Origin of the sequence: Lentzea sp. NPDC005914 (assembly GCF_040629405.1) — a bacterium.
In the GTDB taxonomy this organism is placed as follows: Bacteria; Actinomycetota; Actinomycetes; order Mycobacteriales; family Pseudonocardiaceae; genus Lentzea.
Genome location: NZ_JBEXVQ010000002.1, coordinates 301790 through 316761 on the forward strand (window position 1 = coordinate 301790; position 14972 = coordinate 316761).

Genomic DNA, 14972 nt, shown 5'->3' on the forward strand with positions numbered 1-14972 from the left:
TTGATGCGAGACTTCGACCGACGCTGACGCGATGAACGATCCCGTCGCGGCCTTGCGCCCCGCCGGCTCCGGTGCCCCCGGAGCCGAGCGGGGCGTTGCGGCTGCTCCCACTGCCACGGAGGCTCCGATTCCCCCGACACCGGAAGCTCCAGTATCTCCGACGAAAGCCCACGTTCGGCCAGGCGACCGGATCTTCCGGGGGCTGGCTACGGGTTCGGGCGTCTTCACCGTCGTGCTCATCGGCGCGATCGGCCTCTTTCTGATTCTGCAGGCGATCCCGTCTCTCGGGCTGGACAACGTCAACTTCCTGACCAGCCGCGAGTGGAACACCACCGACCCCGCGAACCTGCGGTTCGGCATCCTCGACCTGACGCTCGTCACGGTCGTTGTCGCACTGCTGGCTCTGCTGATCGCCATGCCGATCGCGCTGGGCATCGCGCTGTTCCTCACGCAGTACGCTCCGCGCAACCTCGCCCGGCCGTTCGCGTACGTCGTCGACCTGCTCGCCGCGGTTCCCTCGATCGTCTTCGGTCTGTGGGGCCTGTTCGTGCTCGGGCCGGTGCTGTACCCGTTCTCGCAATGGCTGATCGAGAACCTCGGCTGGATCCCGATCTTCGCCAAGGGCAACGTCAACGTGCAGCTCGGCGGCACCGTGTTCACCGCGGGCATCGTGGTCGCGGTGATGATCCTGCCGATCATCACGGCCGTCAGCCGCGAGGTCTTCGAGCGCACGCCCACGATGCACATCGAGGGCGCGATCGCCCTCGGCGCGACCAAGTGGGAGGTCGTGCGCACGACGGTGCTGCCGTTCGGCAAGGCCGGTTACGTCAGCGCCTCGATGCTCGGTCTCGGCCGCGCGCTCGGTGAGACCATCGCCGTCGCGATCATCCTGAGCACCGCGACCAGCGCGTTCGGCTGGTCGTTGTTCGACGGCGGTTCGACGTTCGCCTCGAAGATCGCGCTGGCCGCTCCCGAGTTCAACGACCCGCGCTCGGCGGGTGCCTACATCGCCGCTGGTCTGGTGCTGTTCGTGCTGACCTTCGTCGTGAACGCCATCGCGCGCTCGATCGTCGCCGGCCACAAGGAGTACGAGTGAGCACGAACCTCGCGGATCCCACGCGCCTCGCGACGCCGCCGACGTTCCAGGCGGTCAGCCTTTCCCGCCGGATCAAGAACGGCGTCGCCACCACGCTCGTGTGGGGCGCGTTCCTGATCGCGGTCATCCCGCTGGTGTGGGTGCTCTACACCGTGGTGCAGCGTGGTTTCCCGGTCATCCTCGACGGTGACTGGTGGCAGAAGTCGTTGTCCGGCCTGCTGGCCCGCCAGCAGGGCGGCGGTGCGTACCACGCGATCTACGGCACCCTGGTGCAAGGCCTGGTGTGTGCGGTCATCTCGGTGCCGATCGGCATCATGATCGCGATCTACCTCGTCGAGTACGGCGGCCGTTCGAGGCTGGCGAAGTCGACGACGTTCATGATCGACATCCTCACCGGTGTCCCGTCGATCGTCGCGGCGCTGTTCGTCTACACGGTGTGGATCACGAGCTTCGGCCTCGGCCGCAGTGCGTTCGCCGTGTCGCTCGCCCTGGTGCTGCTGATGGTGCCGGTCGTGGTGCGCACGACCGAGGAGATGCTCAAGATCGTCCCGGACGAGCTGCGCGAGGCCTCCTACGCGCTGGGCATCCCCAAGTGGAAGACGATCGTCAAGATCGTCATCCCGACGGCGCTCTCCGGCATCCTGACCGGCATCATGCTGGCCCTCGCCCGCGTCATGGGCGAGACCGCGCCGGTGCTGGTGCTGGCGGCATACGCGCCGTTCATCAATTACAACCTGTTCGACGGCCCGATGGCCTCGCTGCCGTTGATGATGGTGAACGAGCGCAACAACCCGACACAGGCGGGCTTCGAGCGCATCTGGGGCGCGGCGATCACGCTCGTGCTGATCATCACCCTGTTCAACCTGCTGGCCACCGTGATCTCACGGGCGCTGGCGCCGAAGACGAAGTGAGCGGGCGGACATGGCCAAGCGACTCGACATCAAGGACCTGAACCTCTTCTACGGCAAGTTCCACGCCGTCGAGAACGTCTCGCTCGCGGTGCCGCCGAAGAACGTGACCGCGTTCATCGGCCCCTCCGGTTGCGGCAAGTCGACCGTGCTGCGGTCGCTCAACCGCATGCACGAGGTCGCGATCGGCGCGCGCGTCGAAGGCAAGGTGCTGCTCGACGGCGAGGACATCTACGCGTCCACTGTGGACCCGGTCGAGGTGCGCCGCACCATCGGCATGGTGTTCCAGCGGCCGAACCCGTTCCCCACGATGTCCATTCGCGACAACGTGGTGGCCGGCCTGAGGCTCGCGGGCATGAAGAACAAGAAGGAGCTCGACGAGGTCGCCGAGCGCTCGCTGCGCGGCGCCAACCTCTGGAACGAGGTGAAGGACCGCCTCGAGAAGCCGGGCGGTGGCCTCTCCGGTGGTCAGCAGCAGCGTCTGTGCATCGCGCGCGCGATCGCGGTGCAGCCGGACGTGCTGCTGATGGACGAGCCCTGCTCGGCTCTGGACCCGATCTCCACGCTGGCGATCGAGGACCTGATCACGGAGCTGAAGAAGGAGTACACGATCGTCATCGTGACTCACAACATGCAGCAGGCCGCGCGTGTGTCGGACCAGACCGCGTTCTTCAACCTGCTGGGTGTCGGTCAGCCTGGCCAGCTGATCGAGGTGGACGACACGGAGAAGATCTTCTCCAACCCCAGCCAGAAGGCGACCGAGGACTACATCTCCGGCCGATTCGGCTAAATTCTTGCGGGTGAGCCCGCAGAGCAAGAGCCGCAAGCGCAAGCAAGGCAAGGCACCCGGCCGCCGGCCTCAGCAGCAGTCCCCGTACGGGGCGCTGCTCGAGTCGGCGGCCGCGCTGCGTTCGGAGTCGTGGCTGCTCGCGGACGCCTGGGCGAGCGAGCTGTACGCCACGCTCTGGCTCGCGGGATCCGGCCACACGCCGATGATCGAGGCTCTGCAGGCGATGGACGACCCGGCGGCGCTCACCGCATTGCGCGCGCTGTCCGGTGTGGGCGACGAGGACGCTCGTGCCGAGGCCATGGCCGCCGCGGAAGCCGTTGCGGCACGCGGTGTCGCCGAGCCGGCGTGGTACGTCGCCGGTTCTGCTTTGGAGTTCCACGAGGCCTTCCTCGTCACGAACCTGCTCGGGGACGTGGAGGTCGTCGCGATCACCCAGGAACGTGCCAGTGCTCGCGAGACCGTGCTGTTCATGCGTCAACCGGTGCTCGGGGCCACCGCGATCGAGCTGTTCGCCACGCCGGACGAGGGGACCGTGGCGCTGCTGGAGGACATGATCGCCTCCACGCCCGACGCGTTCCGGGACCTGATCGCGCCGCTGAGCGCCGCCGAGGCGTTCGACCGCGTGTGGCCGGACGTCGAGCAGTTCTGGGAGGACGGGCCCGACGAGGAGGCCGAGGAAGGCCTGATCGGCTCCGAGGACGTCCGGCACCCGATCCAGCTGATCGCACTCGCCGACGCCCGCGTGAGCGCGTTGGTGGACGAGGACTACGAGATTCCCGTCATCAGTCCGAACAGGACGGACGAGACCGTCGAGGCGTTCCTGGCTTCACCGCACGGAATTGCCGACGTCGAGGCGGCACGGACGTTCGCTCGGATCGTCGCTTCCGCTGCGGTGGAACAGAACCGCGATCCCGTGGTGTACGGACCGGCGTCGCTCACCGCGGTGCTGATCCTGAACGTGGCCGCGCGGCTGCACGTGACCGACGAGGACTTGGCCCTGCTGCCGGAGATCGTGCGCGCGTGGGCGTACTTCACCGTCGAGGCACGGGAGCTGCCGCGCGAGGAAGCCAAGGCGGCCTGGGACGAGGAACTGCCCACCGTGCTCGCCGAGTTCTCCGAGGCCTACGCCGATCCGGAGCTCGCGGCAGAACGCGATGGGCAGTTCAGGTGAGGGGAGCGCTCAGAGGTTGTCGTCGCCGCCGTAGCCGGGCATCCGGCCGGTGACGACGAAGACCGTGCGCTTGGCGACCGACACGGCGTGGTCGCCGTAACGCTCGTAGAAGCGGCCGAGGAGAGTCACGTCGACGGCGGTGGCGACGCCGTGGCTCCACTCCTTGTCCATGATGACCGAGAACAGGTGGCGGTGGATGTCGTCCATCGCGTCGTCCTCGGCTTCGAGGTTGCGCGCGCGCTCGACGTCCTTCTCGCGGATGATGCTCGCCGCCTCGGTGGCGAGCTTGACCGCGATCCGGCCCATCTCGGCGAAGTACGGCTGCACGTCCTCCGGCAGCGCCGACGCCGGGTGCCTGCGCCGGGCGGCCTTCGCCACGTGCAGGGCCAGGTCGCCCATGCGCTCGACGCTCTCGGCGGCGTGGATCACCGCCAGCACAGTGCGCAGATCGGTCGCGACCGGTGCCTGCAACGCGAGCAGCGCGTACGACTGCTCCTCGATGCTGGAACGGACGTCGTCGACCTTCTGGTCGCCGCTGATGACCTGCTCCGCGAGACCGAGGTCGGCCTGCAGCAAAGCGGAGGTCGCGTTCTCCATCGCTTCGGCGACCATGCCGGTCATGTCGGCAAGTCGGCCGGCGAGCTCTTCTAGCTGGTCGTGGTAGGCCTCGCGCATGGCGCTCAGCCTACGTCCCGACCATCGCGGCAGCGACATGCCAGCATGAACCCGAGGTGAACCCCAGGCGAATCACTTCGCGCAGGGGTCCGCCGCCGCGTTCACAATGGACAGATCACTTCCCGCTTGTCCCTGGTTACCGGCCTGCGGAGTGCTGCCGGCCTTCGGTGCCACGACGTTGTCGTCGAAGTTCGAGCCGAGCGTCAGCTGGAGAGCTCCGCCCATCTCGGGGGCCTCCACCAGTTCCGCGCTGGGCACGGCGGCCTTGAGGGTCGCCGCCTTGTTCTCGTTGCCCTTGGCGTACCTGATGGTGGTCTTCGCCTCCTTCGACGAGTCACCGACGAAGGAGACCTTGAACCCCTGCTGCTGCAACGCGGTCGACGTGCGGCCTGCCGCGCCGCCGTTGTTCGGGTTGCCGTTGCGCACCTGGACGGAGACTTCCTTGGGGTCGATCACCGTGCCGGGCTGGACCGGCGTGCTGTTCGGGTCACCGGGCTTCGGGTCGGCCGGCTTCTCCTGCGGCAACGGGGTTCCGTCGATGATCGTCTGGAACAACGCCTTGACGTCGTCGTTCTTCAGCCGCTCGATGTTGTCGTCGTTCGACTTCGTCGGGCCCTCGTCGGTCCAGTGCGGCATCGTCACGAACGAGACGCGGCCGGCGTCGAGGCTCTGCAACGAGTTCGCGAGCTCCAGCAGCTGCGCGACACCGACGTTGTCACCGGCCGTGGACTTCGTCAGCGCGTTGATGAAGTTGTTGAGCTTGGTCGGGCTCAGCAGCACCTCGTTCGACAACGCCTGGCGCAGCATCGCCGACAGGAAACCCTGCTGCCGCTTGATGCGGTCGAAGTCTCCGCCGATGTCCCCCGCGACCTTGCGGGCGCGCACGTACGACAGGGCCTGGTCGCCCTTGAGGGTGTACTTGCCCGGCTTGTCGATGACGACACCGAGCTCGTCGTCCTTGATCGCCTTGGGCACGCAGATCTGCACGCCGCCGATCGCCGTCGACATCTCGCGGAAACCGACGAAGTCGATGCTGACGAAGTGGTTGATCTTGAGGCCGGACAGCTGGGTCATCATGTTGGCCACGCACTCGGGCCCTCCGTCGTTGTAGACGGAGTTCGCCATGACCTCTTTCTCCGGCGCCAGGGCACCGCCGTACTGACCGTTGTCCGTGTTCCACTTGCGGCACTCGGGCCGGTCGACCCGGACGTCACGCGGCAGCGAGACGATGACCATGCGCTTCCGGTCCGCGGGGATGTGCGCGAGCATGATCACGTCCGACCGCGCGCCACCCTCCTTGGCCTGGGTGCCGACGTGGTCCTGCGGCTTCGCGCCCGCACGAGTGTCCGAGCCTACGAGCAGGAAGTTCTCGTCACCGAGCTGCTTCTCCGCCTGCTGCACGGCCTGCGAGTTGCCGCCCAGCGCGTCGATCTGCGTGAACTTGGAGTCGGCGTACAGCGTCGCGGTCCAGGCGATGCCGGTCGACGCGAACACCACGGCCGCGGCGGCGATCGCCCCGACCTTGGCGCCGCGCATCAACCTGCGCTGCTGCGGCGTGCGGCCGGCGATCTTCCGCTCGCCGCCCTCTTCGCTGTCGGTGAGCACGACCGGGTCGGCGAACTGGGTCGCCTCCTCCATGTCGTCCTCGTCCTTGACCCACGGCATGAGCTTGGCGCGCCGTTCCTTGCGCTGGCGCTCCTGCTCCAGGAGTTCGTCGTGCACCGCCGAGAACCGCGCGAGCGTGTGGTCGACCTCGCGACGCTTCTTGACGTCGTCGCCGATGGCCTCCATCTCGGTGGTGAGGCACATCGGGTCCATGTCTTCGCGCTTCTCGACCTTGGCCACCCCCGCCGCCGAGGCGATCTGGGTGGCTTCGGGTCCGGGCCCGTCCGCCTTGGGCTCCTCGGCCGCGGGCTTGCCCGGCGCCGGAGCGCCGTCGGCCGCCGGGACGGGAGCGCCAGGACCGGCGGGAGGTCCGCCGAGCCGGTTCGAGATGGGCGCGCCGCCGGGCGCGGGCCGGGGACCGCTCGACTCCGCCCTCGGGGGCATCGGCCGGGGTCCGCTGGACTCCGCGCGGGACGGCATCGGGTGCCTGCCGGTCAGGTCCGCGTTCGGGGGTGCGGCGCGGCGGTCCGGCCCCTCGCCGGGGGCGGGAGGGCGCGGAATGCTGGTCGAGGACGGCGCCTCACCCGGCAGGAGGCGGCGCGGTGCACCGGCCTCGGGAGCGTCCGGTGCACCGGGTGCCTTGGGAGCGGCCGGGCGCGGCATTCCGTTCGAGGTGACGTCGCCCGGAACCGGCGGGCGCGCGATGCCGTTGGACGACGGCGCGTCGCCAGGAGCGAGCCTGCGCGGAGGTGCGCCGCCGGCGTCGGGTGCGGGGCGGCGGATCGTGCCGCTGGGCATGCCGTTCGCCTCGGGCACCCCACCTGGCGCGGGACGTCGCGGGATGCCGTTCGACGAAGGAGCGTCCGCGGGAGGCATCCGGCGCGGGTCGCCGGGGGCCTGCGGGCGTGGCACGCCGTTGGACGTCGCGTCCCCAGGTGCCGGGGGGCGCTGGATGCCGTTGGACGACGGTGCGTCGCCGGGCACGGGCCTGCGCGGCACACCGTTCGGGATCGGCCGCGGACCGGTCTGCTCACCGGGAACAGGCCTGCGCTGCATTCCCGTCGCGTCCGGACGCGGGCGGGTGCCGGTCTGCTCACCAGCAGGCGGGTAGGCCCCGTTCTGGGCGGGCCTGGGCCGCGTTCCGGGCTGCTCGGCGGGTGCGTCGGGGAGACGCCGCCTGCCGGTCTGCTCGCCGGTGAAGCTCTGCGGGGGTGCCGGAGGTGGTGCCTGCTCTGCCATCGGCGGCCGCGGGCGCGTACCCGTCTGCTCGCCAGGCCGGCGGGCGACGGGCGGCTGCTGCCGCGGTTGCTGTGGCTGTTGCACAGGCGGGTCGGGCAGTGCACGCCTGCCCGTTGCGGGTGCGGGTGGGTCAGGCAGGGCACGCCTGCCTGTCGTGGGAGCGTCGGGCGAGCCTGGCGGGACGGGTCGGGGGATGTTCGTCCTGCTGTGCTGCTCGATGAGGTCCGAGACGCTCAGGCCCCCAGAGCCTTCCATCGAGCGACGTCTACGGCCGGTCGGCTGGTCGTGCTGGGGATCCTGATCACCACGGGAAGAGGGGCCGCCACGTCGGGGGTCGTCGGGCACCCAATCTCCCTTCTGGGTCAGAAGCTAAAAGCGGTTCGTCATAACGTGTTGACGACGACCGGGACACAAGGGTTGCATCACCGGCGTGTCAGTTGCGCCCGCGATACTACGGATGTAGCCGACTTCTGACGACCACTCCGGGTGATACGGCTTCGATCTGTACGCGATTACGCGCAGTCCGCTTGCCCTGAACGGGTGAGCCAGCTCACTCAGTAGTAACCGAGAACACGTGTCTCGGTGATAGCACGCCTTCCGGCCGCCGCGCCGGCGAGGCGGACCCGCCCATCCGCACGGTACGCCACCGCGTTGCGTCCCGACTGCTTGGCCGTGTACAGGAGGCTGTCGGCGCGGAGCAGCTGCTGCTCGGCACTGACAGCGGGCCGTTGCGGAGCCTCGTCCGCCGGCGGTTCGTACGCGAGGCCCGCGCTGACCGTCACGCGCAGCCCCGGCGCGATCTCCTGCCACGCGTGACGCTCGACACGTTCCCGGGCCGCCTCGGCGATCTCCACAGCCGTTGCCGCGTCTACCCGCGGCAGCACGAGCACGAACTCCTCGCCGCCGTAGCGGGCGCAGAAGGCGGCCTCGGGAAGACCCTGCTGCAGCAGTTCCACCACGCGCTGCAGCACGCGGTCGCCGAGCAGGTGCCCGAAGGTGTCGTTGACCTGCTTGAACCAGTCGAGGTCGATCAACGCGACGGCGAGCCCGTGCCGGCACGCGCCGTGCTCGGCCAGCAGGTCGATCAGCCGCTGGTCGAGGTAGCGGCGGTTGTAGGAGTCGGTGAGGCTGTCGCGCAGGCTCTGCTCGCGTGCCTCGGCGTGCTCCCTGCGCAGCCGGTCGACCTCGCGGCGCAGCTGTTCGGGAACGCGCGGCTGCTCGTCCTGGTCGGCGTGGACGAGGTCGAGAGCGGAACGCAGGTGCTGGTACGCCTGGCGCCACTGGCCGCGGGAGGCGAGCAACGTCGCGATGGACTCGTGCAGCCCGACCAGTCCCGGACCCTGCTGGTCGACGGTGGGAGTCTCGTCGGCCTGGGTCTGTGCGATCTCGGGTCGCAGCGCGGTCATCGCGGTCACCTCCTTACCTGCCAGGTGTCGTCCCCTGAGAGGCGGCGCTTGAGCAAGAAGGACGCGTGGGGGCGGGATTTCCCCCGTCCGGTTGACCGTCAGCTGCTCCGATCCAGTGAGCTTGGGTGATCAACAACCCGCTCAGCCACCGAGACAGGGCGCGAACCCGTACACCTCGTCGTCCAGGAGCACGACGTGCAGCGATCCGATCTGGCTACCGACCACCGCGTCGTCCTGGCGCAGCGTGACCGTGACGGCGACGACGTACACGTCTCCGCGGGGATGCGCCTTCTCTCCCGGGGGTGCCCAGTCGGCGTCGGTCCGAAGCGTTGACCAGGTCGGTTCGACCTTGATGGTGGCGCCGCGCAGATCGCACGTCTTCTGCCGGAAGTCCGGGTGCTGGGTGTCCTTCAGCATCTTCTGCTGCTGCGGCGCCCCCTCGTCGCCCGCCTTGTTGAGGCGCTCGTAGAACGCCTTGAACAGCGCTTTGTCGTCGTCGGTCAGCTGAGCCGGCCGTGCGGTGCCCGCGACCGGTCCGGCACAGCCCGCGAGCAGCGCGAGCGAGGCGAGAAGGACCGCGACGCGCTCAGCCACCGGAGTGCATCACGTCCGCGCCGGCCGGAACCGTCGCGTCCTCGGGGTCGTCCAGCCACCCCTCGGGCAGCACGACCTTGGCCGAGGACCCCTGCCGCCCGCGCGGCCCCTCGGCGTTCTCGGGGAACGGCACGGTGGGGTCGAGCTGGCCGATCAGGTCGTCCAGCTGCTGCAGGCTCGAGACCATCGCGAACGCCCGGCGCGTGTCGCCGCCGACCGGGAAGCCGTGCCAGTACCAGGCCATGTGCTTGCGCAGGTCCCGCAGGCCCTTTTCCTCGCCGTAGTGGGCGGCGAGGAGTTCGGCGTGCGTGCGGAGGATCTCCGCGACCTCGCCGAGGTTCGGCCCCTCGGGAACCTCCTCGCCCCGGAACGCCGCCTGCAGGTCGCGGAACAACCACGGCCTGCCAAGGCATCCACGCCCGACGACCACGCCGTCGCACCCGGTCTCGGCGACCATGTCGAGGGCGTCCTGAGCACTGAAGATGTCGCCGTTGCCGAGGACCGGGATGCTCGTGACGGCCTCTTTGAGCTTCGCGATCTTCGACCAGTCGGCCTTGCCGGAGTACCGCTGCGACGCCGTGCGCGCGTGCAGTGCCACGGCCTGTGCACCCTCGTCCGCCGCGATACGTCCCGCGTCGAGGTACGTCAGATGGTCGTCGTCGATGCCGATGCGGAACTTCACGGTGACCGGCATGTCTCCCGCGTTGCGCACGGCGGCCCGCACGATCTGCCGGAACAGCTCCCGCTTGTACGGCAGCGCGGCCCCGCCACCCTTGCGCGTCACCTTGGGCACCGGACACCCGAAGTTCATGTCCATGTGGTCGGCGAGGTTCTCGGCCACGATCATCTTCGTGGCCTCGCCGACGTTCTTCGGGTCGACGCCGTACAGCTGCATCGACCGCGGGTGCTCGTCCTCGTCGAACGTGATCATGTGCATGGTCATGGCATCACGCTCGACCAACGCCCGCGCCGTGATCATCTCGCACACGTACAGCCCGGCCCCGTACCGACGGCACAGCTGCCGGAACGCCACGTTGGTGATGCCGGCCATGGGGGCCAGCACGACGGGCGGGTCGACGGCGAACGGGCCGATCTTGAGGGTGGAGGGAACGGACACGCCCTCCAGGTTACGGCACTGACCAGCCGCGATCTTCACCCAGCGTGACCGCTGTGGTGAGCGCCTCGCAGGTCTCGTCGTCGAACGCCACCAGCCGGATCCGGTCGACGACGGGCAGCGACCGCACCGCTCGGGCCGCCACCCGCGCGCCCTCGTCTTGGTCCCCGCCCTCCCAGACCGGTCCCACCGTGCGAATCACGTACTTCACCGGCGCGAGGTCGAACGCGGGCGTGGCCACGGCCTTCCCCGGTTCACACGGCGCCAGCGCCGCCCCGGCCTCCGCGAGCCTCGGCCCCGCTGCCCGATGTATCGCTCCGTCCACCCCGCCGCCAGCAAGCCTGGCACCTGCGGCGTTCGTTCCGGGCGGACTTCACGCTCCGCGAACAGACCCGGTGCCCCGATCGGGTGTCGGGGCCTTCTGCAAACATGCCCTTGGAGGTGGCCTACGCGTGGGGGCGGTTCAACTGATCAGGTCCGGGTTCGAGCGGTTCTTCGTCGACGGACCAGTCGGCAAGCCGACGGGCGGCGGTGAACAGCAGGTCGTGGCCGTGCAGCAGGTGGGCGAGCTGTCCTTGCCGACGGGCAGGCTCGTCGCAGCCGACCCGTTCGTGGTGTGGCCGGAGGACGCCGAGGCGTTCACGGAGACGGTCGCGCCGGGCACGTACCCGGTGTCGGTGTCCCTGGTCTCGTGGGTGGACGGCGACGGCTACCCCGACATCCGCCAGGGCTACCGCGTCGCCGCCGCGAAGGTGACCGTGCAGGACGAGCCCGCGTACTCGTGGACGCCCGCCGTGCTGCCCGGCGAGCCCGTGCCGATGCAGGAGGAGTTCGGCTACGACGTGAAGTCGAGCACCGGCGCGTTCTTCGACCTCTCCGCCGCGCCCGCCGTCGACCGCCTGGCGAGCGACGACGAGGCCGGCAACTGCGACCTCATCGACGCCCTGGGCAAGGTGGGTGGCGGCCGCGGCCCGGCCAACGTCGTCGATCCGCACTCCGGCCTGAACGTCGTGGCGTTCTCGACCGGCTGGGGCGACGGCGTCTACCCGACCTGGGTCGGCCGCAACACCGCGGGCGACCCGGTCGCGTTCGTCACGGACTTCTTCGTCATCAACCGCAGCTAGTTCGACCGCTTCAGAACGGCACGTTCACGCAAGCCAGCCGCGGCCCGGCCGTGCCCGCCTCGCCGGGGCTGGTGTGCGTGTGTTCGTTGTGGAGCACGACGGACTGCGCGTGCCGCTCGGTGAACTGCCAGTCCACTGTGGACGAGGTGTAGGCGAACCCGTGGCCGTCCGTGTGCACGTCGAGCCAGATCTCGTTACGTGGGTTGGCATACGTCGGATCGACCGACGGCTCCTTCGGGTCCACCACGTTCTGGTAGTGCGGCCCGGCAGCCGCCGGCAACGCCCCGCACTTGTTCACGTGCACGTGCGCGCCGTACGCCCGATTCGGCAGCAATCCCTTGAGCTTCAACAAAACCGTTGTGCCGCCGTTGACCGTCGGCACGCCGAGCACCATCACCTTGGCTCCGCTGGGGACCTTCGCGTCGTACGTGACGGCCTTGGCGGTGTCGCTGTAGCTCTCGAACTTGCCCGACGCGAAGGCCACCTTCGCGGGTTCGGCCTGCGCGGTCCCCGTGAACATGAGCATCGCGGCAGCCGCGACTGCAAACGTCTTCATAGCTCTACTGCTTAGCGGTCCCGGCCGTCGTCCGCCATTTTTGAGACGGGACCGGAGTTTCAAATGGCCGCATTCGGGTATTGCCGAGTGGTGAGCGAAGCCGAGGAATCCGACCAACGCAGACTCGCCCGCAACGTCAACGAGCTGCTCCAGGAGCTCCGCGTTGCCCAGGCCGGCGTGCAGATCCTCTTCGGCTTCCTGCTCTCCATCGCCTTCACCGACAAATACGCCTCGACCAGCGGATATGTGCGGGCCACCCATCTGGTCACGGTCCTGTGCGCCGCGATCGCCGTGGCCTTCCTGACCGCCCCGGCGGCCTGGCACCGCGTCTGGTTCCGCCAGGGCCGCCGCGAGGACGTCGTGGAGTCGGGCAACGCCTTCGCCCTCATCGGCCTCGCGTTCCTCGCCCTCGCCATGACCGGCACGGTCCTGCTGCTGGCCGAGGTCATCGTCGGCGACTGGCCGTCGGTGATCGTCGGCGTGCTGGCCTTCATCGTTTTCGCGGGCCTCTGGTTCGCCGTGCCCTTCGCGTCATCCCATCGTGCTCAGGACCGCAAGCGCCCCTAGCCCCACCGCCGCCGGCACCGCGATCAGCACCTGCCGCTTCGTGGGCCTCGGTTGTTCGGCGAGCACACGAATCCCCAACGGCACCAACGCAACGCACAGCCCAACGGTCCCTACGACCGACATAACCTCGGTGCCCTTCAACACGCCGAGCGGCAACAACCCCATCGTCGCAAACGCCACGGAGCGCACCTTTCCCAGCTCCCCGCCGAGGTAGGCCGCGATCGACAGCACGAACCAGCCGAACATGATCGTGAACGACAGGAAGCTGAACAGGTGCAGGTCGCCGTACCCCTTGGCGACCAGCTCCGTCGCACCCTCCACGCCCAGATGCTTGGTGGCACTGAACGCCGCGTGATCCACCCCGGCGTGAAAGGTCCGTTCGAACAGCCCGACGGTCACCAGCACCCCGGCCCAGGCAGCCCACCTGGGCCGTTTCTCCCCGATGCGCTGCGCGAAAAAGGCCACCGCCGCCCACATGACGACATTCCCCGCCAGAAACGCGGTGTAAGCCGCCGTCATCAACCCCGGATGCTCCGCCATCGCCCGCAACTGGTCCGGGAAGAAGAAGTTGAACGGCGACCGCAACAACGTTCCGGCGAGGAGCAGCGCCGGCCCCAGCACCAGCGCCGCCCCACCGACCCACGCCCCAGGAAATCTCATACCTGAACGCTGTCATCGCCAACGCCCCACCGGATCGGCCCGTGGTCCGGCCCGCTCACTCAGACCACGGTCCGACTCAGCTCGCTGCCGCGGCGGCGATCTTCTGGACGATCAACGGCTGGCCGTCCGAGGACTTCGTCGTCGGATTGACCGAGTACACCAGCTTCCGCTGCAGGTCACGGGTGGCGAACATGCCACTCGAGTACCCGTGCCGGCTGCCGGTCTTCCCCCAGACCTCCATGCCGTTCACCACGATCCTCATCAGACCCTGGCTGTAGAGGGCGGGCCCACCGCCGTTGAACGTGGACACGTCCGGAATGGTGAAGAGCCTGCTCATCATCTCGTCGCCCAGCAGTCGTCCGCGGAACAGGCCGGTGATGAACCCGTCCAGGTCCTCCGCGGTGGAGATGATCGCGCCCGCCGCGCCGGGGATCGACTGGTTCATCTCGGTCGCGTCGACGAGATCACCGTCCACGTCCAGATACCCGCGAGCGGCCGCGTTGGGCAGGCTGGGGTCGTCCTCGGGGTAATAGGTGTGGCACAACCCGAGCGGCCCGGTGATCCGCTCGCGCAGGTTCCGCGAGTAGGAACGTCCGGTCATCTTCTCGACGATCATGCCGGCCGTGACGTAGGAGGTGTTCGTGTACTTCTGGGCGGTGCCGGGCTGGAAGTCGATCGGATGCCGCAAAGCGGTGTCCAGCACCTGCCGCGGGCTCCAGTGCTCGAAGCGGTGCTCGAGGACCCATCGCGGGTCGGTCAGGCCGGGGATGTCCACCGACGGCAGCCCGGACGTGTGATCGAGCAGCGTGTACACCGGAACCGGCGGATAGTCGGCCGGCAGCACACCCGGCAGGTACCGCTGCACGGACTCGTTGAGGTCGATGCGCCGCTCCTGAGCCAACTGCAACACCATCACGCCGGTGAAGACCTTGGTGGTGCTGCCGATCCGGAAGCGCCCGCCGGCCCGTACCGGAGCGCCTGTGCGGACGTCGGACACGCCGGAAACCCCGGACCAGGCACCGGCCGACCCGGTGATCCGCACCAGTGCCCCGGTCGTCTCCCGGCTGGGCAACCCGCTGATCGCGCCTCGCAGCGCGGCGTCGTTGGGCGGCGGCACCGTGGCCGCACCCGCCGGCACCGCACTGACGGCAGCCGCGACGGCGGCGATGATCGTGACAACTGCAGTTCTCATGCCGATGAGCCTGTCGGTGCAGGACGTTTCGAACCATGGAGCTTCCCGGCGCTTCGATGGTGGGGCCAGCCGGACCATGGTCATCTGAAAATTCCGTGGACCGCGTGTCGATTCGCGCTCTCGCGGTTCGACGTATCAGTAGAACGGACAAGCACCCGGTCCGCCGACGGCGAAAATCGGGTGAGACGGACGCGGCGATGCGGAACACTCGGGAAGACCGATGAGTTCTGAGAGAACTGCGGGTCTCTACTGGTGTCACGACCGTTGACGCCGGC

Annotated in this window: 14 protein-coding genes and 1 pseudogene; 6 read left to right on the forward strand and 9 right to left on the reverse strand. The window is 68.9% G+C overall.

Annotation, left to right across the window (positions count from 1 at the left end; translation table 11 throughout):
• Positions 1–31 precede the first annotated feature (31 nt).
• The 4 genes from pstC to ABZ345_RS04285 are packed head-to-tail and all read left to right on the forward strand — an operon-like array spanning position 32 to position 3965.
• On the forward strand, positions 32–1096 hold the full coding sequence (gene pstC / locus ABZ345_RS04270; RefSeq protein ID WP_359842772.1) for a phosphate ABC transporter permease subunit PstC: 1065 nt from the start codon (positions 32–34) through the stop codon (positions 1094–1096).
• Positions 1093–2007, forward strand: coding sequence for a phosphate ABC transporter permease PstA (gene pstA, locus ABZ345_RS04275; RefSeq protein WP_359842774.1), 915 nt, complete (start codon positions 1093–1095; stop codon positions 2005–2007). The genes pstC and pstA overlap by 4 nt, the downstream gene beginning before the upstream one ends.
• Before the next feature lie 10 nt (positions 2008–2017).
• Positions 2018–2794 carry a phosphate ABC transporter ATP-binding protein PstB gene (gene pstB, locus ABZ345_RS04280; protein WP_359842776.1) on the forward strand — a complete coding sequence of 259 codons (777 nt, stop codon included), beginning with the start codon at positions 2018–2020 and terminating at the stop codon, positions 2792–2794.
• 10 nt (positions 2795–2804) lie between these two features.
• Positions 2805–3965, forward strand: a complete 1161-nt coding sequence (locus ABZ345_RS04285) for a hypothetical protein (protein ID WP_359842778.1) — start codon at positions 2805–2807, stop codon at positions 3963–3965.
• 9 nt (positions 3966–3974) lie between these two features.
• Here the strand turns inward: ABZ345_RS04285 and phoU are convergent, their stop codons facing one another.
• The 6 genes and pseudogenes from phoU to ABZ345_RS04315 all read right to left on the reverse strand — a co-directional run.
• Positions 3975–4640 carry a phosphate signaling complex protein PhoU gene (gene phoU, locus ABZ345_RS04290; RefSeq protein WP_359842780.1) on the reverse strand — a complete coding sequence of 222 codons (666 nt, stop codon included), beginning with the start codon at positions 4638–4640 and terminating at the stop codon, positions 3975–3977.
• A 72-nt stretch (positions 4641–4712) separates the two neighbouring features.
• Positions 4713–7484 (reverse strand): LCP family protein, encoded by a 2772-nt coding sequence (locus ABZ345_RS04295; protein ID WP_359842782.1) that lies wholly within the window; start codon positions 7482–7484, stop codon positions 4713–4715.
• Between the two features lie 554 nt (positions 7485–8038).
• The gene (locus ABZ345_RS04300) at positions 8039–8890 is read right to left on the reverse strand and encodes a GGDEF domain-containing protein (RefSeq protein ID WP_359842784.1); all 852 of its coding nucleotides are present in this window, start codon (positions 8888–8890) and stop codon (positions 8039–8041) included.
• Positions 8891–9031: 141 nt separating this feature from the next.
• Positions 9032–9484 carry a hypothetical protein gene (locus tag ABZ345_RS04305; protein WP_359842785.1) on the reverse strand — a complete coding sequence of 151 codons (453 nt, stop codon included), beginning with the start codon at positions 9482–9484 and terminating at the stop codon, positions 9032–9034.
• On the reverse strand, positions 9477–10601 hold the full coding sequence (gene dusB / locus ABZ345_RS04310; protein WP_359842786.1) for a tRNA dihydrouridine synthase DusB: 1125 nt from the start codon (positions 10599–10601) through the stop codon (positions 9477–9479). Before dusB ends, ABZ345_RS04305 begins: the two co-directional genes overlap by 8 nt.
• 10 nt (positions 10602–10611) lie before the next feature.
• A pseudogene (locus ABZ345_RS04315) lies at positions 10612–10944 on the reverse strand (macro domain-containing protein); the annotation flags it as partial.
• 106 nt (positions 10945–11050) lie between these two features.
• Between ABZ345_RS04315 and ABZ345_RS04320 the strand changes: the two are divergent.
• On the forward strand, positions 11051–11722 hold the full coding sequence (locus ABZ345_RS04320; protein WP_359842788.1) for a DUF4241 domain-containing protein: 672 nt from the start codon (positions 11051–11053) through the stop codon (positions 11720–11722).
• 10 nt (positions 11723–11732) lie between these two features.
• On the opposite strand, the gene ABZ345_RS04325 is transcribed toward ABZ345_RS04320, so the two are convergent.
• Positions 11733–12278: a superoxide dismutase gene (locus tag ABZ345_RS04325; RefSeq protein ID WP_359842790.1), complete on the reverse strand. Its 546-nt coding sequence runs from the start codon at positions 12276–12278 to the stop codon at positions 11733–11735.
• 90 nt (positions 12279–12368) lie between these two features.
• On the opposite strand from ABZ345_RS04325, the gene ABZ345_RS04330 reads away from it, so the two are divergent.
• A complete protein-coding gene (locus ABZ345_RS04330) occupies positions 12369–12845 on the forward strand; it encodes a DUF6328 family protein (RefSeq protein WP_359842791.1) in 477 nt (158 codons plus the stop codon).
• Here ABZ345_RS04330 and ABZ345_RS04335 read toward each other — a convergent pair.
• On the reverse strand, positions 12810–13505 hold the full coding sequence (locus ABZ345_RS04335; protein ID WP_359842793.1) for a hypothetical protein: 696 nt from the start codon (positions 13503–13505) through the stop codon (positions 12810–12812). The genes ABZ345_RS04330 and ABZ345_RS04335 overlap by 36 nt on opposite strands.
• 76 nt (positions 13506–13581) lie before the next feature.
• Complete coding sequence (locus ABZ345_RS04340) at positions 13582–14697, reverse strand: serine hydrolase domain-containing protein (RefSeq protein WP_359842795.1); 1116 nt, start codon at positions 14695–14697, stop codon at positions 13582–13584.
• Positions 14698–14972 lie beyond the last annotated feature (275 nt).

Excerpts from the sequence above, each read along its gene's own strand:
- phoU (WP_359842780.1), bottom strand. The coding sequence starts at position 4,640 with ATGCGCGAGGCCTACCACGACCAGCTAGAAGAGCTCGCCGGCCGACTT.
- pstB (WP_359842776.1), top strand. The coding sequence starts at position 2,018 with ATGGCCAAGCGACTCGACATCAAGGACCTGAACCTCTTCTACGGCAAG.
- ABZ345_RS04325 (WP_359842790.1), bottom strand. The coding sequence starts at position 12,278 with ATGAAGACGTTTGCAGTCGCGGCTGCCGCGATGCTCATGTTCACGGGG.
- ABZ345_RS04335 (WP_359842793.1), bottom strand. The coding sequence starts at position 13,505 with ATGAGATTTCCTGGGGCGTGGGTCGGTGGGGCGGCGCTGGTGCTGGGG.
- ABZ345_RS04300 (WP_359842784.1), bottom strand. The coding sequence starts at position 8,890 with ATGACCGCGCTGCGACCCGAGATCGCACAGACCCAGGCCGACGAGACT.
- pstC (WP_359842772.1), top strand. The coding sequence starts at position 32 with ATGAACGATCCCGTCGCGGCCTTGCGCCCCGCCGGCTCCGGTGCCCCC.
- ABZ345_RS04295 (WP_359842782.1), bottom strand. The coding sequence starts at position 7,484 with ATGGCAGAGCAGGCACCACCTCCGGCACCCCCGCAGAGCTTCACCGGC.
- ABZ345_RS04340 (WP_359842795.1), bottom strand. The coding sequence starts at position 14,697 with ATGAGAACTGCAGTTGTCACGATCATCGCCGCCGTCGCGGCTGCCGTC.